This window comes from Francisella salimarina (assembly GCF_007923265.1).
GTDB classification, from domain to species: domain Bacteria; phylum Pseudomonadota; class Gammaproteobacteria; order Francisellales; family Francisellaceae; genus Francisella; species Francisella salimarina.
This window is the reverse complement of record NZ_VOJA01000004.1, coordinates 72719-97661: the sequence shown is the minus strand read 5'-3', so window position 1 is coordinate 97661 and position 24943 is coordinate 72719. Positions and strand designations below refer to the sequence as shown.

Genomic DNA, 24943 nt, shown 5'->3' with positions numbered 1-24943 from the left:
AAAATCATTAGGTTTTATGCATAAAAACTAGGTTCTGTGGACAAAAAACATAAATTCGATTGAAAATAGCTAAACCGTTGTTATTTAAAAGTTGAAAAGTAATAAATATCAAAGGTTTAGCAAAATGCATTATCATATAAAAGAAGTATTCTGGTCAAGTATTTTATTATTCTTAAAATCACAAAAAGGTATACATACCAATGATGAAGCCAAATTAAGATTGTTTATTGAAGCTGTATCTTATGTGTTACGTACAGGCTGTCAATGGAGAATGTTACCATTTTATTATGGTAAATATAGATCAATACATAAGCGTTTTAAAGATTGGTGTGATAAAGGCATATTCTCTAGATTATTTAAGTCAGTACAAAATCCTGACTTACAAGAAGTTATGCTTGATTCAACAATAGCAAGAGCACATACTTGTGCTACAGGATATGATAAAGATAATAACCAAGCAATTGGTAGATCAGTTGGAGGAGTAACTACCAAGATTCATGCTATGACTGATGCTTTAGGCAACCCAATGGAAATATTACTATCAGAAGGTAAAACTCATGATAGTAAAGTAGCTATAGACTTACTACAAAATGTATATAATACAAAAGTTATTGCTGATAGAGCATATCACTCTAATGAGATTAGGGAACATATTCAAAATATATCCTCTGAAGCTGTCATTCCTTGTAAATCAAATACTATAAATCCTATAGATTTTGATATTCAAATATACAAAGAAAGACATTTGATAGAGAATTTCTTTTCTAAAACTAAGCATTTTAGAAGAGTGTTTTCCAGATTTGATAAAACCATTTCAGCGTATTTAGGGATGATTAAACTAGCTTGTACTTTTATTTGGTTACGATGAATATTTATTTTTGTGCATCCTAGTTAATCAACCAATTTTTAAGCCTTAAGTATCAGTCAGTTATAGAAAATAAATAAAGTAATTGACTATTCACAGAAAGACATTAACTACTAAAATCTTTCATAATCTTTGGAGTACCCCATGTAATACCAGTACAAACAGCTTTCGATTTAGATGTTTTACAACTATAAGTGGCTGTTTGTTTTATCAAACCATTATCAAAAACAATATTATATTCCTCATCGCGTTGACCAGGAGAATTAATGTACATTTTATATGGTGTGCATGAGCTAGGCTTATTTACCCCATTATGATTTGACTCTGTACAACTCATACTATATGAAAGATCTCCTTCATGAGCTTGATAAACAATCTCAAACATAGAGCCTTTCATATTAGTTTCGATATTATGATCTCCCACGACGGTGCCAGCACTGACAGGTAGAAGAGCTTTGATATTAATTTCTTTTACTTCATTACCTTTTTCATCTTCCACAACAATAACATCTTTACCCGGTTTAGACCAATCAGTTGGATAATTAAAAGATATTTTATTATCGCCTTTAGTGAGGCTCTTCATGATTCCATCATCTATAGAACGTATGGTATAACCATCAGTAGGTACATTTTCAACATTCACTACACAGTTAGTATATGTGCATGAAACCTTAGCTTTCAAACTATCTTTTTCATAAGAAAATAACGCTGAATTATCGATATCATAAGTATCTTTTAATTCATACTCTGCAACTAAAGTATCTTTAGATGTTGTGTATGCTGCTTTTTTAAGCTCTTTAACATGACTAGATAAAGATTTTAAAAACATAACTTTTTCTCTTGCTAAGTATTTTTCAGCATCATCTACTGATGCTGTATCTGCAAGTTTTTTAGCATCAGGAAGAGTACGACTTTTTGGATCTAACACAGGAATAAACACTTTAAGAAAGGGTTTTCTTTCCTTTAGTAACGGTATATAAGTTACACCAGGCCACGCTGATCCATTTAAGTTTCCAAAATAGTTACAGCTAGACATCTCATTCCGAGCATTATCTTGTATTTCCAACATATATGATACAGAATTATTATTCGTTGCATAACTTGAAAACCCATTTGCATTCTCAAAAATAGTATCTAGTGCGTGTAAATTGTAAGCCGCTGTATACGCTGTGGTATATCCTAGATATTTAGCAGCTGCAGCATCTCCATAACAAACACCCGTTGAGTCAGCAGTATCTGTACTCTTAATTCCACCTCCTATAGTGTTTGCATCAATTTGCTCATACAAATTACTAATAACATTACCACTTGAATCCATTTTATCAATCTTTGAATATAGACTATCTAAATGCATACTTTGGCTTTTTATAGAATATTTTTCATGGTTCAAAGCATCCACGATATGCTCCAAGTCTCTACTAACAGTTCCTGCTGAATTACCACTAGCAGCATCTCGCTCTAAAACTTCCTTCCAAAAACTTCTAGACAATAACTCTAAATTACTATCAGAGACATTATCAAAGTCAAAATTCTTATAATATTTATCCAGTATATCAGAATAATTACCGGACGAAATCGTCTTTATTAAGGTCTGCATTTTAACATTTATAAACTCAGAAGTCTCAATCATTTCTAAAGAAGCATCCTCAACACTCTGTGAAAATAAATTATAAAACTGACTATCAATATAATTAAACCTAGATATAACAGTGGTTTGAAGATCTGCTATTTGATCAGATAGTGCATCTAACTTATCAAGTATTTTCTGATTTGGATCTTCATAAATTCCATAAGATATTAGTATCCCTTTCATTAATTCAGTTGCAAATGCAGTTGCTTGTTTTCCAGCTCCTGCCCCCACTTGACCTAAAATCATATTCGCAACACTAGAGGCTACACTTCCACCAGAGTTCTCTGCTGCGAATGAAGCACTAGGTAATAAACTAACAGTAGTAGCTAACGAAAGCGCTAGTGTAATTTTTTTTCTAATCATATTTTATCCTTTTTTTATCTTATTTAAAAACTAATCATTAAATGTGAAGCTCAATCATAATGTAATTTGCAATAGCAACTAAAGATATAAAGTAGTCAAAACAGGTACCCTAAGAGTTTTCAAAAATATAGTTATTAACTAGAGCATATAAGGAAATTAAGCTTTTAACGCTTTTATAAAGCTAAAAACATACAGACTAAATATTTAATCAAAAGACTTTTCGCCTCAGATATCAAAACATGATTTCAATAAAGCTTTAACCTTATCTAATCCTAGCTCATTCATCAAATCAATATTTCTTTGAGATATATCATCAGGATTTGGATAATTAGCTATTGCTCTCTCAAGAGACTCCTCTCGAATCAAGTGCAACATCGGATAAGGCGAACGGTTTGTATAATTCTCAACATCATCTAATTCTACCCCTTCAAACTGATAATCAGGATGAAAACTTGCTATCTGATAAACTCCTTCTAATGACAGATCAATCAAAAGATTATCTGTATCATACAGAAAGTCATTGTAGTCGTAGAAGTCTTGTAAAACATACGGATGAATAACTAGAGTTGTCTCAATATTCGTGTCACTCTCTAATAGCTCTAATTCTGCCTGTACTTCTGCTAATAACTGCTCCGGACTTATTGCTTGTGAGACAAAATAACGAACTCTATTTTTAACAACTTCACGCTTAGCAAATGGGCAAAGGTTCATACCAACAACAAATGTCTTAACCCAATTTTGTGTAGCAGTAATTATTTGCTGTTTATCCATGTTCAATGTTTATAATAAGATTTACTTACACCTAGTATACTCTTTTGTCATAATAAGTTTGTATATAAAAATCTCTTCTACAAGTTACCACTCTTAATTTCTGCTAAAATAAAGTTACACAAGTATATAAACTAACAACTAGAAGAAATATGGAAAAAGTAAACTTCACATCTCATGGATGTAATATATCAGCACAGCTATATAAACCTGAAAACTTTGATCAAAACAATAAATATCCCGCGATAATTTTATGTCATGGTTTTGCTGGGTTTAAAGAGGTATTGTTACCGGCATATGCAGAAGCTTTTGCAATGGCTGGGTATGTTGTACTTAACTTTGACTATAGAGGCTTTGGCGAGAGCGAAGGTGAAAGAGGTCGACTAGTGCCAAAACTACAAATCGAAGACATTCACTCTGCGATTGATTATGTTGCTGGTTTAGATTTTGTTGATTCTAATAAAATTGGGCTTTGGGGTACTTCGTATGGTGGTGCTAACGCTATCACAGCAGCTGCGCAAAATGATCTTGTAAAATGTCTATCAGTTCAGCTAACTTTTGCTAATGGTGAGAGAGTAATCACAGGCGACATGTCAGATGAAGAAAAAGAGAAATTCCTTGGCATGATTGAAAAAATGTTAGCTAAAAAAGAAAAAACTGGTAAAGAGATGATGGTACCTTTACATAAAGTACTTACAGATGAGCAGTCTAAAGGCTTTTATGAAAGATATAGCAAAGAGTATGATGCTTTTGATATTAAGATTCCATTTCTTACAGTTAATGAAACTATGTCGCACAAACCTGAGAACTATATTGGCGATTTAAGAATCCCTGTACTAATAGTTGCTTCTGATACTGACTCTGTAAACCCAGTTGAAGAGTCACATATATTATATGAAAAAGCTAATGAGCCAAAAGAGCTAATGATTCTAGAAGGAATTAGTCACTATGAATGTTATGAAGGTGAGCCTCTACAGAAGATATTAGCTAAGCAAATCGCTTGGTTTGATGAGTATATAAAATAGTAAAATACTACCCCGTCTTGCTTCGCAAGCCACCCCTTCAATATTTGAAGGGGAATCAGCATATTAGCGGCTAGTAGTTTCAAAAGCAAATGATAAGAAAATAAAACTGTATGAACGAAGTGAGTTTTTTATTTTCCATTTAATTTTGGCTACGATAGCGTAGTGCTAGGCAGTTTTGCATACAATTCCCCTCTTGAGAGGGGTGCCATTTTAATGGCGGGGTGTGGCTGCCATGAAAAAAGTATGTCGCTATAACTTACGAAGTAAATAGCGAAACTATTACTTAAAACTCATGATTAAACTCTAAGCATTGCCCTCTTTGATCGCTGACTACTTTACCTTTATGGTACTTCACAACACCGTTGATAATAGTTGTTTGAACTTTTGATTTAAAAGTACGACCAGCAAACGGAGTCCAACCACATTTATAATGAGAGCACTCATCAGTACGAGTATGTGGCTCATTTAGATTTACAAGTACTAAGTCAGCAGCATAGCCTTCACGGATGAAGCCACGATCTTTTACCTTATATACTATAGCTGGAGCATGAGCAGTTTTTTGGACAACTTGCTCAAGAGTTAAGAAACCGTTGTGATAATGTTCTAATACAGATATAAGAGCCTCTTCAACTAATGGCAAGCCTGCTGGAGCTTTGAAGTAAGTGCCTTGCTTTTCTTCCCAAGTATGTGGGGCATGATCTGTAGCAATTACATCAATAGTGTCATTTGCAACACATTCGAGTAGCTTCAAACGATCTGATTCTTCTTTAATAGCTGGGTTACACTTAATCAAAGCACCTTTCTCAGCATAATCTATACGCGAGAAGAATAGATGATGGGCACAAACCTCTGCTGTAATTCTCTTTTCCTCAAGTGGAATGGAATTATCAAAATGTACCATCTCTTCCGCTGTAGTTAGATGAAGTACATGAAGTCTTGAGTTATATTTTCTCGCAAGGCCAACTGCAAGCTCTGATGACTTAAAGCAAGCTTCTCTTGAGCGAATCTCTGGATGCAGGTCAAATGGTACATCTTCGCCATATTTCTCACGAGCCTTGTTCTCAAGCTCTGTAATCATAGGAGTATCTTCGCAATGAGTTACGATAAGAAGTGGACTATCTCTAAAGAAACCTTCTAAAGTCTCAGGATTGTTCACTAGCATATTACCAGTCGATGCTCCCATAAAGATTTTGATAGCACAAGCATCATTTGGTTTCAGGCGCTTTAGCTCTTCAACATTATCATTTGTCGCTCCCAGATAAAAAGCATAGTTAGCATGAGACCTAGCAGCAGCGCGTTCTTTTTTCTCAGCTAAACGCTCTACAACTGTAGTCGCTGGGTTTACATTTGGCATCTCCATATATGACGTAATACCACCCATTACAGCAGCTTTTGATTCTGTCTCGATTTCACCCTTGTGCATAAGACCAGGCTCTCTGAAATGCACCTGATCATCTATCATACCTGGTAGTAGATGTAGGCCTGTAGCATCTATAACTTTATCTGCGGGTTTGTCTATATTTGCAGCAACCTGTGCAATCTTGCCATTTTCAACGAAAACATCAGATTTAAATGTTTTGCCTTCATTTACAACTGTAGCATTTTTGATAAGTAAACTTTGATTTTGCATTTTTTCCTCCTTTATAATCTATCGAAATTATAAAGAACCATTATATAAATCGCCATATTTAAAAGTAATATTTATCTAATCACTCATGTTAATATTTCTTAATAGATTAAATAAATTACCTATTAAAGATAATATGAGCAAAGTCGAGATAAACCATAACCAATATTGGTTAGATAGATGGCAAAACAATGATGTCGATTTCTGTCAAGAGTCGCCAAATGAATTTCTAGTTAAGCACTTTTCTAAATTAAATATAAATAGCTCTTCAGTATGTTTAGTGCCAATGTGTGGAAGTAGCATAGATATGCTGTACTTTTTATCTAACGGCGTTAAGGTAGTCGGTGTGGAGCTTTCAGAAAAAGCTGTTTTATCATTTTTTAGCCAAAATAATATCAAATATGAAATTATCGAAGAGAGGGACAATAAGTGTTACAAAGGTAATGATATTGAGATATATGTAGCAGATATCTTTAACTTACCTAAAATAGCCAAAAACCTACCCGCTTTTGATATTTGGTACGACCGAGGTGCTTATATTGCTTTGCCAGAAGATATAAGAGCTAGATATGCAAAGATGATGCTACAAGTATGCTCTGATAATACTCAAATACTACTACTCGTTATGGAGCATGACAAAAAATCTCAGACTCCTCCATATAGTGTTACCCAAGCTGAGCTGATAAAGAACTTCTCTCCAAATATTGAGTTTGAACTAATTGATAGTAAGCAAAGAGAAAATATTCCAGACTACCGAAAGGCTGAGGGAATGACTGAGCAATATTACACCGCTTATCTAAGAAAATAATTAGAACTTACTTTTGAAATTTTTCATTAATACCCTGCATATATTTATTTAGAGCATCTAGTGTACAACTGTCATCATCATCCATAATTGGTAATTTGACATACTTCCCATCATACCTAAGCTTAACCTTATAAGTATCGCTATCTTTGAAAAGTTCAATTTGCATATTACTTGCATAGCCTGGTGCTTCAGCTAGAGGTACTCCTAATGTCCCCATTACTTCCAAAAGAGTCAAATCATGACCTGAGTAATAAGTCATTTTATATTTGGATTTACCTTCAGCAGCATTATTTAAATCTTGTATTATTCTATTAGTAAGTTCGCCACCCATAATATAGGCAACTTTTTGTGATTTGAATTGTTGTGCTAAGCCCCAATCTGTAAGAGCTATTATCTGATCAGCATCTTCTTGAGATAGCCCTTTTGGTAGAGGCTTACCATGTGCCTTAGCAACTATCAAAACATCGCCTACAGTGATCACATCATTTAACCCTGATATTTTATTACCTAATATTTGCTGCCATTTTGCAAAGTTAGGCTCTGCTTCTTTAGTCTTATCTTGCCATATTTTAGAGTTATAGACATACTCTCTCAACACAGCCAAATACTGCTCATAAGGAAATTGTATAAGCTTAGAATCTGCTGACAGAGTCATAATAGGAATTGGTTGGAAGCCTCCATTAATGGCGCGCTGTCCATTAGCCAAAACAGGACCAGTACCTGCTGGATATAGCCCCATTAATAAACTCTGTGCACTCTCTACAGTACGATTAGTATGACTAGATAGTACAAAAATACTCTGATTCTTATATTTACATGAAAGTAACTTAAAGTTTTTGATATATCTTTGTCTTAATTTACTTCCTAGTATAAATTCTTGATGCATACCTATAGGAGTAAGCTCAGATAATTCTGTTCCCCAGTCATAGTCAGCATTTTTGATATTTGCAAATGGTGCTCTATCACCATGGCGTGTAATCATAGACACAAAAACTAACTTACCTTCAGAGTATCCTAGCGGTATCAACAAAAATAGTAATGTGAATGTCGCAATAATTTTTTTCATAACTTGGTTTAGCAATATTACTAAATAATTCACATATATTATCATTTTAAAAAATGAAAACTATGATTTTATAACCTTATATTATTACTATGCTCACTAATCCCTACCAAATATCAATAAAACTTATATACAAAATAAAAATAACATATTTTTATTTATAAGCAATCTCTGCAATAATACTCACATCTCGATACAGAACATAATAAAAAAGGTAGTCAAAATGAAAAAAGCAATATTAATAATCACAATTAGTTTAGCAACTCTAAATTTTGGATTTAGTTTATATCAAGTAGGTGGTACAAGTTCTAACTCTTTTCCACCTCCCGTTATGCAATTAGCATAATCAGCATACTATACACCAAAAACTTATCTCTACTTATATTTAATACCTTATCTAAGACCAATATCATCATAGATAAATCATGAAAGATTAAATATTAATTTTGTAGAAAAAAATGGATTTTTTTTGAAGAGATAAAAGTTAATTGTAGTATAAAAATAGCTTTAAAACTAGACCAAAATCAACTTTAGTTAAAACTTAAGAAAACAGTCTTTACATATAGGTCTCGAATGCCTACAATACTTTCAATTTGCCTATTAACTTTGTAAAAAGTAATGACAGAAAAAACTTTCAAACTCTTTTTTTCTTCCAATTCAATTTATCACAAAAAGGTTGTTTTATTATGATATTAGCTAACGATATGACTAATGCTATATTGGTTTTCCCAGATGGTACATACTATCTTGGTAGATCAATAGGAGTTCGTGGTTGGACAGACGGCGAAATTTGTTTCAACACTTCAATGACTGGTTACCAAGAAACATTAACAGATCCTTCTTATGCTGGTCAAATTATCACATTTACATTTCCACATATTGGTAATGTCGGTATCAATAACGAAGATAATGAATCACTTGGTGTATTTGCCAAAGGTCTAATTGTTAGAGAAAACCTAACTAGCCCATCAAATTTCAGATCAAAAAAACATATTGATACATGGTTAAAAAATAGAAATATCGTTGGTATATGTGGTGTGGACACTCGTGCAATTGTGCGTAAGATTCGCAAAGAAGGTGCCGTAAGGGTTGCTATACTGTCTGTAAAACCTGGTGAGTTTCTAGATGCTAACTATGTAAGATCACGTATCAAAAATAAATCTAACCTAAGTGGTAGAGATTTAGCAATAAGTGTAACTACTAATAGAGAATATGAGTGGGATGAGCATACCTTTGAACTGGGACAACAATCATATCGCCACCAACAAGAATACAAGTATAATGTTGTAGTCATCGACTATGGTGTTAAATATAACATCTTAAGAAATCTTGTAGATGCAGGGTTTAAAGTAACTGTAGTACCAGCTGATAGTACTTATGAAGATATTATGAAGCATAACCCTGATGGAGTATTCTTATCAAATGGTCCTGGAGATCCATTCGCTACTTCAGACTACACTATGCCAGTCATCAAAAAACTTCTAGAAATCAAAATGCCAATATTTGGTATCTGTCTAGGTAACCAGCTATTAGCGCTAGCAGCTGGCTTAAAAACTAAAAAAATGCACCAAGGTCATCGTGGTGTAAACCAACCTGTACTAGATGCTGATACTAAAAAAGTTCTCATTACCAGCCAAAACCATGGTTTTGTAGTATGTGATGATGTAGTTCCAGATAATATCGAGATTCATATGAGCTCACTTTTTGATGGCACTGTTGAAGGCTTGAGATTCAAAGATAAACCAGCTTTTGCAGTACAATATCACCCAGAGAGCTCGCCTGGCCCACATGACTGTAAGTATTTATTTAATGAATTTGCTGAGATGATAGCAGAAAGTAAGAAAGGGAACTAAGAAGATGCCAAAAAGAACAGATATAAAAAGTATTTTAGTATTAGGTGCTGGTCCAATTGTTATCGGTCAAGCATGTGAGTTTGACTACTCAGGAACTCAAGCATGTAAGGTTTTGAAAGAAGATGGCTACACAGTCTATCTTGTAAACTCAAACCCAGCAACTATCATGACAGACCCTACAACAGCAGATAAGATCTTCATTGAGCCAATTACAGTTGAGAGTGTTGGCAAAATTATTGCTAGAGAAAAACCAGATGCAATCTTACCTACAGTAGGTGGTCAAACTGCTCTTAACTGTGCGTTAGAGCTAGATGCTGCTGGTATACTAGAGAAGTATAGCGTTGAAATGCTAGGAGCAAAAGCTGACTCTATCGACAAAGCAGAGAATAGAGAGCGTTTTAACAAAGCTATGGCAAAAATTGGTCTTGATGTGCCAAGAAATGTCGTAGTGCAATCTATGGAGGAAGCTCGCAAAGCACTAGAAGATATTGGTTTGCCAGCTATTGTTAGACCATCATTTACACTTGGTGGAAGTGGTGGTGGTATCGCTTATACAAAAGAAGAGTTTGAATCAATTGTCAAAAATGGTCTAAGCCTATCACCAACAAATGAAGTGTTAATTGATGAGTCTATCCTAGGCTGGAAAGAGTATGAAATGGAGGTTATCCGTGATAAGGCTGATAACTCTATTATTATATGCTCAATTGAGAATATCGACCCAATGGGTATCCATACAGGTGATAGTATCACAGTAGCTCCAGCACTAACTCTTACAGACAAAGAATATCAAATCATGCGTGATGCTTCGATTGCTGTACTTAGAGAGATAGGTGTGGAGACTGGTGGATCAAATGTACAATTTGCAGTAAACCCAGAGACTGGAAAGCTTGTAGTGATCGAGATGAATCCAAGAGTATCTCGCTCATCAGCACTAGCATCAAAAGCTACTGGCTACCCTATTGCAAAAGTTGCTGCTAGACTAGCTGTTGGCTATACTCTTGATGAGATTGATAATGACATAACAAAAGTTACTCCAGCATCATTTGAACCAACTATTGATTATATAGTTACTAAAATTCCTAGATTTACATTTGAGAAATTCCCTACTACACCGTCAAACTTATCTTCACAAATGAAATCAGTTGGCGAAGCTATGGCAATTGGTAGATCTTTTACAGAAAGTTTACAAAAAGCTCTAGTATCACTTGAGACAGATTTAAAGGGTCTAGATCAAGTTGAAATACCAGGTGTTAGTGAGTCAAACTCAACAGAAGAAAATAAAGTAGCTATTCTAAAATCATTAGAAGAGTTATCTCCTATGAGAATTCTAAGAGTAGCTCAAGCGCTCAGATTTGGTATATCTGAAGAAGATATTCATAATGCTTGTAAAATAGATCCTTGGTTTATTGAACAAATTGCAATTATTGTAGATGCTGAAGAAAAGCTTAAAAAAACAGGTTTGCCAAATAGCAAAGAAGAGTTCTCTGTTTATAAGAATCTAGGATTTTCTGATGCGAAAATTGCTGAGCTTGTTGGTAGAACTGAAAGATATATTAGAAACTTCCGTTTCGGTAAAGAGATCTACCCTACTTTTAAGAGAGTAGATACTTGTGCTGCTGAATTTGAGTCTAAATCATCTTATCTATACTCGACTTATGAGCACTATAGCTATGAAGAAATCGTACGTGACTGTGAATCAGAAATATCTGATAAGAAAAAAGTTATAATTTTAGGTGGTGGGCCTAACCGAATTGGTCAAGGTATTGAGTTTGATTATGCTTGTGTTCACGCTGCTAAATCTCTCAAAGAGGAAGGTATCGAAACTATCATGATTAACTGTAACCCTGAGACAGTTTCTACGGATTACGACACTTCTGATAAATTATACTTTGAACCTCTTTGCGCTGAGAATGTTCTTGATATTATCAAAAACGAAATGCGTAAAGGTGAAGTCCTAGGAGTAATTGTACAGTTTGGTGGTCAGACACCTTTGAAACTTGTATCTGCCCTACATGAGAATAATATTCCTATACTAGGTACAGATCCTGATAAGATTGATCTAGCAGAAGATAGAGAGAGATTCAAAGAACTATTAGATAAGGTTGGTTTAAAACAACCATTAAACACTATCGCATATACCATTAATGAACTAAAGAAAAAGATTGTTAATGTCGGCTACCCTGTTGTTGTAAGGCCATCTAATGTGCTAGGTGGCAGAGCTATGGAAATAGTTCACTCAAAAGAAGAATTAGATACATATATTGAAACAAATGCTAAATGTATTCTGGAAGGTCCTATTCTAATTGATAAATTCCTAGAAGATGCGATAGAACTAGACGTTGATGCTCTAGCTGATGGTGGTGATCGTGTATTTGTCGCAGGTATTATGGAACATATCGAGGAAGCAGGTATTCACTCTGGTGACTCGGCTTGCTCTATACCAACTCGTTCACTATCTGATGAGCAAATCGAAGAGGTTAAACAAGCAACTATCAGACTAGCTAGAGAGTTAAATGTTATTGGTCTAATGAATATCCAATTTGCATATCAAAATGGTGAGTTATATGTAATCGAGGTAAACCCAAGAGCTTCAAGAACTGTACCATTTGTAGCAAAAGCTACTGGTAATAGTATCGCAAATATTGCTACTAAACTTATGCTTGGTAAAAAGCTATCTGAGTTTATCTTAAATAACCCTATACCTAGACATTTCTCTGTCAAAGAAGCAGTATTCCCATTTGGAAGATTTGCTGATGTAGACTGCTATTTAGGCCCTGAGATGAAATCTACAGGTGAAGCAATGGGTATGGATAGATCTTTTGGCGTTGCTTTTTATAAGGCTCAAGAGATGTCTTTTAATAAACTACCTCTAAAAGGAAATATTCTAATATCTGTAAGTAATGCTGATAAGCCTAAGATAATAGAGCCTGTTAAAGAGCTGATAGAACTAGGTTTTAATATATTTGCTACTAAAGGTACAGAGAGCTTCTTAAGAGAACATGGTATTGCTTGTAAGCTATTTGATAAAGCTTCGGACAATATTGGTAACAGTCAGGTTCATAGTACAGTTAATGCTATCGAAGCCGGCGAGGTTGATCTACTTGTTAATACATCAATTAGACAAGAGTTAAATATCAGCTTAGCTCTTAGAAGAGCTGCTATTATGAGTAGAGTACCATATGTGACGACGGCAGGTGCTTTTGAGGCTTTTGTTATTGCAGCTAAAGATATGCGCAAAATCAATAATGATTTTGATGTTAAAACTGTTAAAGAGTGGATTAATAGTTAAAGTGTGTCTTCCTATGGCTTAAAACCATAGGATCCATTACTTTTTTAAAAAAATACCCTATTCCCCTCTTGAGAGGGGTGCCGATAGGCTGGGTGTGGTGTCTTCGACTACCGCCCCTTCGTTCCAAAGGGGAACAATCTTCTGGAGTATAAAAATGCTATCATTTCAAAAGCTTCTACGAGGCGATCAAATTACCAGAGATGACTTATATAAACTATTTCATCAAGCTGATATTTATAAAAATAAACTAGCTAATTCAGAACCCATCAAAGATTTAGAAGGCAAAATACTAGCATCTCTTTTCTTTGAACCAAGTACTAGAACAAGATTCTCTTTTGAATCTGCTATGAATAGACTTGGTGGTAAGGTTATATCACTAGAAAACGGTGCTTCTAGCTCTACTCAAAAAGGCGAAACCCTTGATGACACAGGTAGAATGATGGATCAATATGCTGACATAATAGTTATGCGTCATCCTAAGCCACATAGTGTTGAAGAGTTCTCAAAATATGTTTACTCACCTGTGATAAATGCTGGTGACGGTGAGAATGAGCACCCTACTCAATCATTGGTTGATTTATATACTATCTATTCCGAGAAAGGCTCTCTTGATAACCTAAAAGTTGGTTTCTTAGGAGATCTAAAATATGGTCGTACAGTTCATTCATTAACTAATATCTTAGCTAAATATAATGCTACATTTAAATTTATATCTTCAAAAGAACTGCAAATCCCTGAGAAACTTAGAGATTTTGTTGAGAAAAATGGTAATTCTTTTAGTGAACTAGAAGAAGTAAGTGCTGAAGCTCTGAAAGATTTAGATGTACTATATGTAACTCGTGTTCAAAGAGAGAGATTTCCAAATGAAGAGAGTTATTTAGAGAATAAAGATTTATGCTACTTAGATAGAAAACATATTTCCGCTACTAGTAACTTCATAATCCTTCATCCTCTTCCTAGAGTTGATGAGATGGATAGATCTATAGATGAGCTTGAGTGTGCAAAATATTTTGATCAAATCAAATATAGTGTTCCTATTAGAATGTCTCTGCTATCATTACTTCTAAAATCACAAAACTAAATTTAATTAGATATTTATAGCTTTGTTTTTTTGACAATCTCTTCTTTTTACATTAAATTTTATTAACTAATTTTGAACCTGGCTTATAGATTGCTGATTATTAGCTTTCTGTAAGTGTTTTTATTTTTAACTAGATATATATTTACTATGAAAAGAAATGAAGACTTTATGTGGTCTCTTAGCCTCTTTGGTACGGCTATTGGGGCTGGCATACTTTTTTTACCAATTCAAACTGGAATTTCAGGAATTATACCAATACTTGTAGTATTAGTTTTTATCTTTCCAATGGTGTTTTTGTCTCATCGTGCATTGTGTAGGTTTGTGATATCTAACCCAAATACTGACTCTGATATTACTGCCGTAGCAGATGACTACTTTGGTAAATTCGGTGGTATTATTTTTAATATTCTGTATTTATTTGCAATATTACCGATACTGTTGGTTTATAGTGTTGGTATTACAAATACTCTAGCTAGTTTTTTCAAATATCAGCTTCACTATGACATACATAATAGATTTCTTTTGAGCTTCTTTACCATACTCTCATTAGTATTTATCATCAATTTTGGTCAGAAACTAATTATTCGCGTGATGAGCTTTTTGGTTTTCCCATTCATCATAGCATTATTAGTGCTTTCACTATGGATGATTCCATACTGGGACATAAATATACTACATAATAGCTTTGAATATAATCATACTTTTTCTGGTGTTTTATTAGCTATTTGGATAATTATGCCAATACTTATATTTTCATTTAACCACTCACCAATTATTTCATCTTTAGCTGTTTATACGAAAAGCAAATATAAACAAAATGCTGATGAAAAAGCATCAAGAATTATTGCTTTTAGTAATATATTAATGATTGTTACAGTAGTCATATTTGTATTTAGCTCAATGCTAACTCTGTCTCCAGATGATTTAATGGCTGCCAAAGAAGAGAATGTTTCTATATTATCTTATCTAGCAAGTCATTTTGATAATTATTCTTTGGACTATATAGCTCCTCTGGTTGCTCTAGTTGCTATGAGTAAATCTTTTTTTGGACATTACTTAGGATCAAAAGAAGGTATAGATGGTATAGTTTGCAAAATTTCAAAAAACTCAATTAGTCAAAAAGCTATAAAACCCATTACCTTATCAGTGGTATTTTTATCATGTTGGTTAGTTGCTTACTTAAATCCAAATATATTAGATATGATATCTAGTATTGGTGGTCTTGTTTTGGCTGTAATACTATTTATTATGCCTATCTATAGTATCTATAAAATCAAATATTTAAAGCAATATAAAAATCTACTAGCTGATGGTTTCATACTTTTTGTTGGTATTGTTGCACTATCGTCAGCTATCTATGTTTTATTTTAGAGTCATACTTAACATTTGACATTTATCATAATAAAGTATAAATTGTATCCACCCAAATGGGGGCGAATATGGTTTCGACATGAATGTCAAAATCTAAGGTGCATGTCGAGGAAGTACCGTAACCTCGTTAATAACAGTACAAATGCCAATAATAACTGGCAACAAAAAAGCAAACCGCGTAGCGGCTAACGACAGCAACTTTGCTGCTGTTGCTAAAGCTGCCTAGTCTAGCTTAATAACCTAGAGACGCACGGATATGATAGTCTTTCTTATGACACTATCTTTACATCCGTTCATATTCCGCATAAGACGGTCTTTGCTTTTTGTCTGGGAGTTAAGGCTGTATTTAACAGACTCGCTAACTATTACCCTGGCTAGTTGGGGAATAGCTAAGCTAAACTCAAATAGATTAGCCTAAGCATGTAGATCCAAAGATGGAGAGTTTGTGGACGCGGGTTCAAGTCCCGCCGCCTCCACCAGTTGCATTCAAAAATTTTTTGAATAATAACTTTTAAATAGTTATCATTTAGCTATAGATATTTAGGTATAGATATATCATGAAAAAAACACTTATCACTACTCTTATAATTGTGTTCTTAAGTAGCTGTACCTTAATGAATCGCGGAGATGTAACTTCTAGCACAACACCTCTTGTTCAAAGACAATACAAATCATTACTTACAAATAAAACCCAAGGTAATAAAGACTTCTTTAACTTTTCTGAATATAATATTTATTAATTTTGGTCTTTATAAGCATTAAAAAGCTGTTGTGATTGCTTGGATATTTGTTGCTTATTTTCATTATTATTTTGGTTAGTATTCTGATTTGCGTTTTGGATATTTTGTTGCATAAGCTCTAAGTTTTTTGCGTATATCGAATTAAATAACAATACAACTGCAAGACCGAGTAAAAACTTTTTCATAACTCTTCCTTTCTAATAAAACTATAATTAACAACTCTAACTAAGAAGATACAAATATGCAACTAACATTTTTTACAATAAAAAGTTTATGCTTTGTGAAAATATTTTATAGAATAGTCATCAATTATTAATTTAAGATATTTATAAAAATGATTAAAAAATATTCTTTACTATTTGCTATAGGACTTATTTGGGGCTCACAATTTATCTTTCAAAAAGAAGCTATCGAACATTTTCCACCAATTTTGATTGCTTTTGCTAGATCATTTATTGGTTGTTTGATTCTTTGTATTGTTTGTTATTTTTTAGGTTTAAAATCTAAATCATTCAAAAAAGATTTTGCTATTTACTCCTTAATAGCTTTTCTTGAAGCTACAATGCCTTTTATGCTAATACCATGGGGTCAAAAATTCACTAGTCCATCCATTACTGCTATTCTTACTGGAACAGTGCCGTTTTTTGTTGTTTTACTTGGACCATTAGTAGTTAATTCTAGAATAACTTTTGCTAATATTTTAAGTATTTCAGTCGGATTTATTGGTTTATTAATATTATTTTATCCAAATTTAGTAGCTGACAATCATTCAATAAATATATATGGGATATTAGCAATACTATTAGCAACTACATCCTTTGCGCTAGCTTTATTGCTTTTAAGTAAATCTTGTTTCCACGATAATCCCATTATTGTTTCAAGAAATATTCTTATTGCTTCAACTTTACAGTTATCTATCTTACTGATTATATTTAAGCCAAGCTATGCCAGCATTCATTCTTCTACTTTTGCACTATCTTCTTTAGTATATTTAGGTATATTTTGTGCTGGTATTGTATATTTTCTTTATGCTTCTTTGATAAAAGTCGCTGGTCCAGTTTTTACCTCTTTTACTAACTACTTAGTACCTTTGTTTGGAGTTATCTTTGGTATATTAATCAACCATGATCCTTCTAACATAACTGTTTGGATATCTTTAATTATCATCCTATCTGCTGTTAGCCTTAACTATATAACTAAACACTAATCATTATTTATGATTTATTATTTTCTATGCCAGATCACTACTTCTTTGATAAAATATAAATGTCATTAAAAATCTTAGGAGAATACAAATGAAATGTCCATTTAAAGAAAATGATTCTTGCTGTAAGCAGTTTTGGTTTTGTGCGTTAGCTGTCTTTTTAACGGTATTGGGAGTTGCTGTCGCATTGAAAATTATAACGCTGATTTTATGTATATTTCCTGGTTCTGTGCACGAAAATACATGGCTTGTAGTTATATCTATCGTTTTAGTACTATTTGCCGCTAAATACCATAAAAAAGGCCACTGTGGCTGTGGTCCTAAATGTGACTGTCCTTGTAACAAAAATCAAGCTAGTAAATGTTGTGATTCAAATAAGGAAAATTCTGCTGAATAAATCTTCGGACATCTATTTTTCATAACTAATTACTATATTTATGTCTTATAATATCTATATATTCAAATTCTTTTTTCTAAAATTTCTCAATGCAATATTTAGAACAAAACTGTAAATTAACATTACACGAGAGTCTAGAAGAATATAATAAAAATTATTCTTTTCTAAACTCAAACGATGGACATGATGAAGCTAGCAAATGGTTTAGAAATCATGATATCACCCATATTTTATTTGGAACTGTTCCCTTTGAAATTAGAGGTGAAGCTATAAATGATACTTGGACTTTATTAGGTAGTAATGTCACACTCAAGGGTTACAAAAAGTTTTTTAATTTTGTTGATTATAAAACTGTTATAGATAGTTATCTCAAAAAATATAAATATAAATATAAACTTATTGTCTATTTGGTAATGCTTAGGTATATTCCTATATGTTTATTAACTGTTTTTAGAGCTTCTAAAATGTCAAAAAAATGGGATTGGTATAATTATGATGAATATCTAAATATACCTCTTTCAGAAATTAGAAAAGAGTTTAATATAAAGGTTATAAAGCCTTAATTTTTAATGTTTGTATAACTTTTTTGATTTATCAATAAAACGTATAAAATAGTAGATATAACTACAAATACTAGCGTAAATAAGTTATATGAAGATATATTTTCATATATATATCCAAATACTAATTCAGATACTAAGTATGCAAAAATAACCCATGATGAAGCAAATGCTTTTGTGATTTTAGAAAAATCTCCTTTGCTATCTATATATGCATATATTATAAAAAATACTATATGTAGAACTAGAGCAACAGCTAAATTAAGCACTCCTGCAATCATCAATAAATATGTCAAAAACATATATACTAAAAAAGCTATAGTTCTAGAAAAAGGTAGATAACTCAAAGGTAAAGGATCAGCTTTGTTAGCTTTGAGTTTTGCGTATGCAATAGGTAGAGCTATACATGATACTAGTATAAAAGTCGTTGTTAAAGAAGCTATCATCTGCCAGTTTCTAAAGAAAAATATTAAAATAATCGAGCAGATAAATGAAAAAATTAACGAGGTACGCGAAACGTTTACACCCTCAGTTACTCTAGCAAAATAACCAGGCATTTGTTTTGCTTTTGACATTTCATTTAACATACGAGTACTAGCACCTAGATAGATAATACCTGTTCCTGATGGGCTAAGCAGAGCATCTGCATAAAGTACCAAAGCTAAAGCATTTAAACCTAATATTCCTGTTAATTGAGCTAAAGGAGATTCAAAATTTAAGCCACCCCAACCATTCTCTAGCATTTTTTCAGGTACGCCACCAATAAATGATATTTGTAATAATAAATATATGAATAATACTATCAATACACTACTAACTAATGCTATTGGAATATTTTTTCTAGGATTATCTAGCTCTGCTGAGAAACTAGCTGCCATCTGAAATCCAAAAAATGAATAAAATATACCACAAGTAACAATAGCATTAAAAATACCACTAACTCCATCTGGCATAAATTTAACATTTTCACCACCAAAATTACTTGAATGAAATGCTGCTATCATTATTATCACCGATGTAGCTATGGGTATGATTATCTTTAGAGATGTCAGTGAGTTATTGATTTTTGATAGAGATTTGATACCCCAATAATTTATCAATGTATACAATAGCATAAATACTGCAACTACCAAAACACCTACAAAAGTAAGTTCACCATTGCTAAATACATAAGGAGTAATAGGCTCATATATAGAAGAAATATATTGTGTTGTAGCCATAGCTTCTGACGGTACAATTATAAGCCCTAGCATCCAGTTTGATAATCCTGTTACAAAACCAAAATGCTGATTATGCGATATGGTTACTAATCGCGTAAATAATCCATTTGTAGGATATTTAACAGCTAGTTCTGATAATAGGAAAGCCATTAAAAGAACTACAAAAGCTCCGATAATCCATGAGAAAATTGATGCTGCTCCAGCTGCTTGTGAGGCATAATAAGAAGCATATAACCATCCACTACCAAGCATAGTACCAACGCTTAATGCTATAGCAGTAAATAAGCTAGGTTTTTTTGTATTTTTCATAATTTTATTTCACCTATTTTTTAAGATTTGTATCCAAAAACAAATATATTATTCTTAATAAATAGATTTTAATCAATAAAATTATTCAGTGACGATACGATAGTAAAAAATTAAGAAGATTAGTAAAATCTAGATTTTCATTGGCATTATGATGAACAAGCTATTATCTTTTTCATCCTTAACCAAAGCACTCATATTTGGATTATCAAGATAAATAGTCATAGTTTCTTCACTTAGAACATTTATAATATCTAGAAGATACTTATAGTTAAAGCATATTTCCATATCATTATCATTATATTGAACTTCTACTTTATCTTCTGCTTTTTCATTATCAGGGTTATTTGCAGATAAAAGCACTTGTCCTTGAGATATATTCAAACGTACACCTTTGTATTTATCATTAGCTAAGATAGATGTTCTTAACAATGAATTTTTCAAAACTTGCTTATCTACAGCAAGAAGCTTAGTGTTATTTTTAGGAATTACTTTTTGATAATCTGGATAACGACCATCTATAAGTTTTGATATAAATGCATAATTACCAAATTCTGCTTTAAGATAGTTCTTACCTAAACATATTTTGATATTTTCTTCTGTTTTGCCAACTATCTTTTTAAGCTCTAAAATAGCCTTTTTAGGAATTATCGATTGAGAGTCACTATCTAAAACTTTACTATCTACTATAGACTCTGTAATAGACATTCTGTGTCCATCTGTAGATACTGCTCTTAATAGATTTGAGTTAATTTCCCAAAACATCCCATTTAAGAAATATCTAGTGTCATCATTAGCCATAGAAAAATCTACTTTTGAGATAATATGATGAAAGTCTTGTTGAGAAAGATCAAAGCTTGCTTGCTCATTAATATTACTGTCAATTAAAGGATAATTATCAGCATTTAGTGATATAAGGTTAAATGTACTATTATTAGAAATAATTGTAACTTTATTATCATCGATTCTAAAGTCGATCATAGAGTTATCATTTAAACTTCTAACAATATTGTATATTTTGTCAGCATTTAACGCTAATTTTATGTTTGTATTACAACTAACAGCTATATTACATGATATTTCTGTATCAAGATCTGAAGCAGTAATTTTAAGATTATTGTTATCTATATCAAACAATATGCATGATAATAAAGGCATTGTACTTTTACTATTAGCCACTGATAACATTGACTGTAAAGGCTTTAGTAAGTCATCTCTATTTAGTACAAAATTCATTTTTAAAAACCCCTTTGATAATAGTTCCTATTTTTATTTAACGAGAAATCTTGTCTAAAAGCAACTCATAATCATCAGATATTGAAGTATTGCTTTGTCTTAATTTAGTTATAGCTTTGACAGCGTGCATAACAGTAGTGTGATCTCTACCTCCAAAAGCATTACCAATTTCTGGTAAACTATGAGATGTTAGTTCACGTGCTAAACTCATTGCTATTTGTCTTGGTCTAGCTATATTTCTACTTCTTTGATTAGAAGTTAAGTCTTTTACCCTTATTCTATAAAAATCAGCCACCACTTTTTGGATATTATCTATTTTTACTTTCTTTTCTTGTATTTTTATAACATCTCTTAAGCAAGCTTGTGCCACTTCTATAGTAGGATCTTTATGATTAAATTTAGAAGTCGTAAGCACTCTATTTAAAGCACCTTCTAACTCTCTTACATTTGTACGTACATTCTCAGCAATAAATGCTGCTGTTTCATTAGGTAGTTTTTGACCTAAATCATGTGCTTTTTTGAGCAAAATAGCTATTCTAGTTTCTAAATCTGGCATGTCTACAGAAACTGTTAGACCATATCCAAAACGTGAAACTAATCTTTCTTCCAAACCTTCTATTTCATTTGGATACTTATCACTAGTCAAAATAATCTGTTTGCCACTCTCATATAATGCATTAAAAGTATGGAAAAACTCTTGTGCTGTACCTTCCTTACCTGCTATAAACTGAATATCATCTATAAGAAGAATATCTGCAGATCTATACACTCTCTGAAACTCATCTTGATCTTGTAATCTAATTGAATTTACATAATCTTTAATAAATTGTTCAGAGTTTGTGTATATGATTCGTGCGTTTGGATTAACCTCTCTAGCATGATTACCAATAGCCTGCATCAAGTGAGTTTTACCAAGTCCACTGCCACCATATATAAATAATGGGTTATGCAATTTACCAGGATTAATAGATACTTGCATAGCTGCTGCTCTAGCTATTTTGTTTGCATCACCAACGACAAAATTATCAAAAACATATTTTTCTTTTAATGGTAAACCAAAAGAATATTCTTGATCATCTTTATCCGTGATAAGCATCGCTTCATCAAAACCAAATAATTCTTGGGAGGCAGATTTTTTGGAAGATAATTTCTTTTGATTCTTTTTAAGCTCTTGGTTTGAACTAACTTCTTCAGAATCATCTTTTATTTCAACACTTTTTTGATTGAAAAAATTAGCTTGAGGGCCTACTGAAGTAACTCCAGAAGAATTTTCACCAGAAAATTTTTTATTAGAATATTCTATAAGCAAATCACCACTATGGAACTCTTCTATTGTTGATAAAATAAGTGCTCCATACTTAGATTTTATATGTTTTTTAAAATATTCATTATTACAATAAATTGTGAATAAGTTACTATTTTGCTCTACATGAATAGGTTTAATCCACGTTTTGTATTCAAACGTAGAAAGGTTTTTTTTTATTTTTTTTAAACACTTATTCCATGTAGTCATAACAAAAAAATGTCCCAATAACCTTTAATTTATAAAGGATAACCAATAGTAGGCATAATAGATTAATTGAATGTGTTAGATTTTATTGCAATAAAAAAAAATAAGCAAACATAATTACTCAGACCTGTGGATAATTATGTTAATTAATTTGTTTATTTTTTGTCAAAACAGTTGTTAAATAACTTATTCACAAATATGTTAATAATTTTGTTGATAAATTTGATGATTAATTATCCACATTTTTATTCAGGTTCTTTCATCCACTTTTTTACATACTTATACATCTTTTGTAAAATACCCAAATCTATTGATACATTTATGTTTTAAAGAGTTATCAACAAGAAAATATCCACATAATAAATAATAATATAAAGAAAAAGAAATTAAGTTATATATAAATAAGTAAAAGAAAAATGATCAAAAATATAAAAAAAAAATTTTTTCTTTATAATTGATGTTAATAAGATAAAAAACTTTTTTCTAATGTCATTAAATACTGAAATATTTTTAAACATAAATAAATATGAACAAAGAATAGCTATAAAAGAAAATAATATTCTTAAAGAAATTTTAATTGAAAGAGATAACCAAAAAAGAATAGTAGGAAATATTTATAAAGGTAAAATAATAAGAGTACTTCCTGGTATGCAAGCAGCATTTGTAGATATAGGATTAGAAAAAGCAGGTTTCTTACATTTATCAGAAGTTATACCTCTAGAAAAAGATGATGAAGAATCTGATGAAAATTTTAAATTAAACAAACTAAATACTGAAGATATAAATAAATGGTTACGAGAAGGCCAAGAAGTATTAGTTCAAGTTGTAAAAGAAAGTATAGGTAATAAAGGTGTAAAATTAACTTCACATTTATCTGTATCATCAAGATTTTTAGTTTTCTTGCCTGATTTAGATCATATAGGTATATCTCTTAAGATAAATAAAGAAGAAGAAAAACAAAGATTATTAGATTCTATTAAGAAAATAACTCAAAGTGAAAATCCTAGAGGTTACATATTAAGAACTGCTGCAGAAGGTGCTAGTTATGAAGAGCTAGAAAATGACATCAAGTTTTTAAATAACCTATGGCAAGATATTTTAGATATTTCAAGTACTATAATTAAACCAGGTGTTGTTTATGAGGATTTTAGTTTAATAATTAAAACAATTAATATTTTTGCTAATGACAATCCTGATAAAATTCATGTTGATAATATAGATTCATACAAAGAAATTTGTCAATTTGCTGATAAATACATTCCTGGATTAAGAGATAAAATAGAGCTTTATCAAAAACATAATATTTTTGAAGAATATGATATTGATACAGAAATAAATAAAGCTTTAGATAAAACAGTATATCTCAAATCAGGAGGATATCTGGTTATCGAACAGACTGAAGCAATGATAACTATCGATATAAATACAGGTGGTTTTATAGGAACAAAAAATCTAGAAGAAACTATATTTAAGACAAATTTAGAAGCTACAAAAGAAATAGCTAGACAGCTAAGGCTAAGAAATTTAGGTGGTATCATAATTATAGATTTCATTGATATGATGGATGAGTCACATAAAAATCAAGTTTTAGAAGCTCTGAAGAAAGAATTAGAGCTTGATAAGGCCAAGACTAGTGTCAGTGATATTTCAGAGCTAGGATTGGTCGAGATGACGCGTAAAAGGGTACATGAGAGTTTATTAAGGACACTATGCCAGCCATGTGATCACTGTAGAGGTAAAGGAAGCGTCAAAACATTACAGACAATTTGTTATGATATATTCAGAGAAATTAAATCAGAATCAAAAAATTATCCAAATTATAATAATTTCTTACTTATGTCTTCAAAAAAGATTATTGACTATATAGAAAAAGAAGAATCTATATGGTTAGCAGAACTGGAACTTGAAATCGATAAAAACATTCATCTAAAAGCTGAAAGTAGTCATATATACAATCAATACGATATAATTCCATTAAATTAAAAAAAAATACAAAACATTATTGACAGCTTAATAAAAAGAGCTAT

At 31.9% G+C, this 24943-nt stretch carries 20 protein-coding genes, 1 other RNA gene and 1 pseudogene; 14 read left to right on the top strand and 8 right to left on the bottom strand.

Translation table 11 applies throughout. The annotated features are described in order from the left end of the window. The first annotated feature begins 124 nt into the window (after positions 1-124). Positions 125-868 carry an IS5 family transposase gene (locus FQ699_RS05945; protein ID WP_146421564.1) on the top strand — a complete coding sequence of 248 codons (744 nt, stop codon included), beginning with the start codon at positions 125-127 and terminating at the stop codon, positions 866-868. Between the two features lie 103 nt (positions 869-971). Here FQ699_RS05945 and FQ699_RS05940 read toward each other — a convergent pair whose 3' ends face one another. Together FQ699_RS05940 and FQ699_RS05935 are read right to left on the bottom strand one after the other, a co-directional pair. After that, complete coding sequence (locus tag FQ699_RS05940) at positions 972-2858, bottom strand: hypothetical protein (protein WP_146421563.1); 1887 nt, start codon at positions 2856-2858, stop codon at positions 972-974. A 225-nt stretch (positions 2859-3083) separates the two neighbouring features. Further along, complete coding sequence (locus tag FQ699_RS05935; protein WP_146421562.1) at positions 3084-3629, bottom strand: DUF1415 domain-containing protein; 546 nt, start codon at positions 3627-3629, stop codon at positions 3084-3086. A 146-nt stretch (positions 3630-3775) separates the two neighbouring features. On the opposite strand from FQ699_RS05935, the pseudogene uilS reads away from it, so the two are divergent. Continuing rightward, positions 3776-4651, top strand: a pseudogene (gene uilS / locus FQ699_RS05930) (UilS family quorum-quenching N-acyl-homoserine lactonase); the annotation flags it as partial. 283 nt (positions 4652-4934) lie between these two features. On the opposite strand, the gene FQ699_RS05925 reads toward uilS, so the two are convergent. Beyond that, entirely contained in the window at positions 4935-6281 is a 1347-nt protein-coding gene (locus FQ699_RS05925) for a dihydroorotase (protein WP_146421560.1), read from the bottom strand. 133 nt (positions 6282-6414) lie between these two features. On the opposite strand from FQ699_RS05925, the gene FQ699_RS05920 reads away from it, so the two are divergent. Beyond that, the gene (locus FQ699_RS05920; RefSeq protein ID WP_146421559.1) at positions 6415-7086 is read left to right on the top strand and encodes a thiopurine S-methyltransferase; all 672 of its coding nucleotides are present in this window, start codon (positions 6415-6417) and stop codon (positions 7084-7086) included. Between the two features lie 7 nt (positions 7087-7093). Here the strand turns inward: FQ699_RS05920 and FQ699_RS05915 are convergent, their stop codons facing one another. Further along, a complete protein-coding gene (locus FQ699_RS05915; RefSeq protein ID WP_179951675.1) occupies positions 7094-8152 on the bottom strand; it encodes a histidine phosphatase family protein in 1059 nt (352 codons plus the stop codon). A gap of 220 nt (positions 8153-8372) precedes the next feature. Here FQ699_RS05915 and FQ699_RS09805 point away from each other — a divergent pair, with 220 nt between their 5' ends. The 7 genes from FQ699_RS09805 to FQ699_RS05885 all read left to right on the top strand — a co-directional run bounded on the left by FQ699_RS09805 (position 8373) and on the right by FQ699_RS05885 (position 16483). After that, positions 8373-8495, top strand: coding sequence for a hypothetical protein (locus FQ699_RS09805; protein ID WP_257217889.1), 123 nt, complete (start codon positions 8373-8375; stop codon positions 8493-8495). Positions 8496-8835: 340 nt separating this feature from the next. Next, positions 8836-10002 (top strand): glutamine-hydrolyzing carbamoyl-phosphate synthase small subunit, encoded by a 1167-nt coding sequence (gene carA / locus FQ699_RS05910; protein WP_146421557.1) that lies wholly within the window; start codon positions 8836-8838, stop codon positions 10000-10002. Between the two features lie 4 nt (positions 10003-10006). After that, entirely contained in the window at positions 10007-13291 is a 3285-nt protein-coding gene (gene carB, locus FQ699_RS05905) for a carbamoyl-phosphate synthase large subunit (RefSeq protein WP_146421556.1), read from the top strand. Between the two features lie 154 nt (positions 13292-13445). Continuing rightward, positions 13446-14372: an aspartate carbamoyltransferase gene (gene pyrB, locus FQ699_RS05900; protein ID WP_146421555.1), complete on the top strand. Its 927-nt coding sequence runs from the start codon at positions 13446-13448 to the stop codon at positions 14370-14372. Positions 14373-14519: 147 nt separating this feature from the next. Further along, on the top strand, positions 14520-15743 hold the full coding sequence (locus FQ699_RS05895; protein ID WP_146421554.1) for an aromatic amino acid transport family protein: 1224 nt from the start codon (positions 14520-14522) through the stop codon (positions 15741-15743). A gap of 58 nt (positions 15744-15801) precedes the next feature. Beyond that, positions 15802-16222, top strand: a transfer-messenger RNA (tmRNA) gene (gene ssrA, locus FQ699_RS05890). 78 nt (positions 16223-16300) lie between these two features. After that, entirely contained in the window at positions 16301-16483 is a 183-nt protein-coding gene (locus FQ699_RS05885; RefSeq protein ID WP_146421553.1) for a hypothetical protein, read from the top strand. Here the strand turns inward: FQ699_RS05885 and FQ699_RS05880 are convergent. Beyond that, a complete protein-coding gene (locus tag FQ699_RS05880; RefSeq protein WP_146421552.1) occupies positions 16480-16668 on the bottom strand; it encodes a hypothetical protein in 189 nt (62 codons plus the stop codon). The two genes, FQ699_RS05885 and FQ699_RS05880, sit on opposite strands and share 4 nt — an antisense overlap. 149 nt (positions 16669-16817) lie before the next feature. Here FQ699_RS05880 and FQ699_RS05875 point away from each other — a divergent pair, with 149 nt between their 5' ends. The 3 genes from FQ699_RS05875 (at position 16818) to FQ699_RS05865 (ending at position 18647) form a co-directional block, all read left to right on the top strand. Next, positions 16818-17690: a DMT family transporter gene (locus FQ699_RS05875; protein ID WP_004286826.1), complete on the top strand. Its 873-nt coding sequence runs from the start codon at positions 16818-16820 to the stop codon at positions 17688-17690. An 88-nt stretch (positions 17691-17778) separates the two neighbouring features. Continuing rightward, positions 17779-18084 (top strand): hypothetical protein, encoded by a 306-nt coding sequence (locus FQ699_RS05870; RefSeq protein ID WP_004286827.1) that lies wholly within the window; start codon positions 17779-17781, stop codon positions 18082-18084. Positions 18085-18173: 89 nt separating this feature from the next. Then, positions 18174-18647, top strand: coding sequence for a hypothetical protein (locus tag FQ699_RS05865; RefSeq protein WP_146421551.1), 474 nt, complete (start codon positions 18174-18176; stop codon positions 18645-18647). Here FQ699_RS05865 and FQ699_RS05860 read toward each other — a convergent pair. The 3 genes from FQ699_RS05860 to dnaA all read right to left on the bottom strand — a co-directional run bounded on the left by FQ699_RS05860 (position 18644) and on the right by dnaA (position 22919). Beyond that, entirely contained in the window at positions 18644-20173 is a 1530-nt protein-coding gene (locus tag FQ699_RS05860; RefSeq protein ID WP_146421550.1) for an APC family permease, read from the bottom strand. The genes FQ699_RS05865 and FQ699_RS05860 overlap by 4 nt on opposite strands. Positions 20174-20302: 129 nt before the next feature. Further along, positions 20303-21406 carry a DNA polymerase III subunit beta gene (dnaN, locus tag FQ699_RS05855; protein WP_146421549.1) on the bottom strand — a complete coding sequence of 368 codons (1104 nt, stop codon included), beginning with the start codon at positions 21404-21406 and terminating at the stop codon, positions 20303-20305. A 37-nt stretch (positions 21407-21443) separates the two neighbouring features. Then, a complete protein-coding gene (dnaA, locus tag FQ699_RS05850) occupies positions 21444-22919 on the bottom strand; it encodes a chromosomal replication initiator protein DnaA (protein ID WP_146421548.1) in 1476 nt (491 codons plus the stop codon). Positions 22920-23402: 483 nt separating this feature from the next. Here dnaA and FQ699_RS05845 point away from each other — a divergent pair, with 483 nt between their 5' ends. Next, complete coding sequence (locus FQ699_RS05845) at positions 23403-24899, top strand: Rne/Rng family ribonuclease (protein ID WP_013923729.1); 1497 nt, start codon at positions 23403-23405, stop codon at positions 24897-24899. Positions 24900-24943 lie beyond the last annotated feature (44 nt).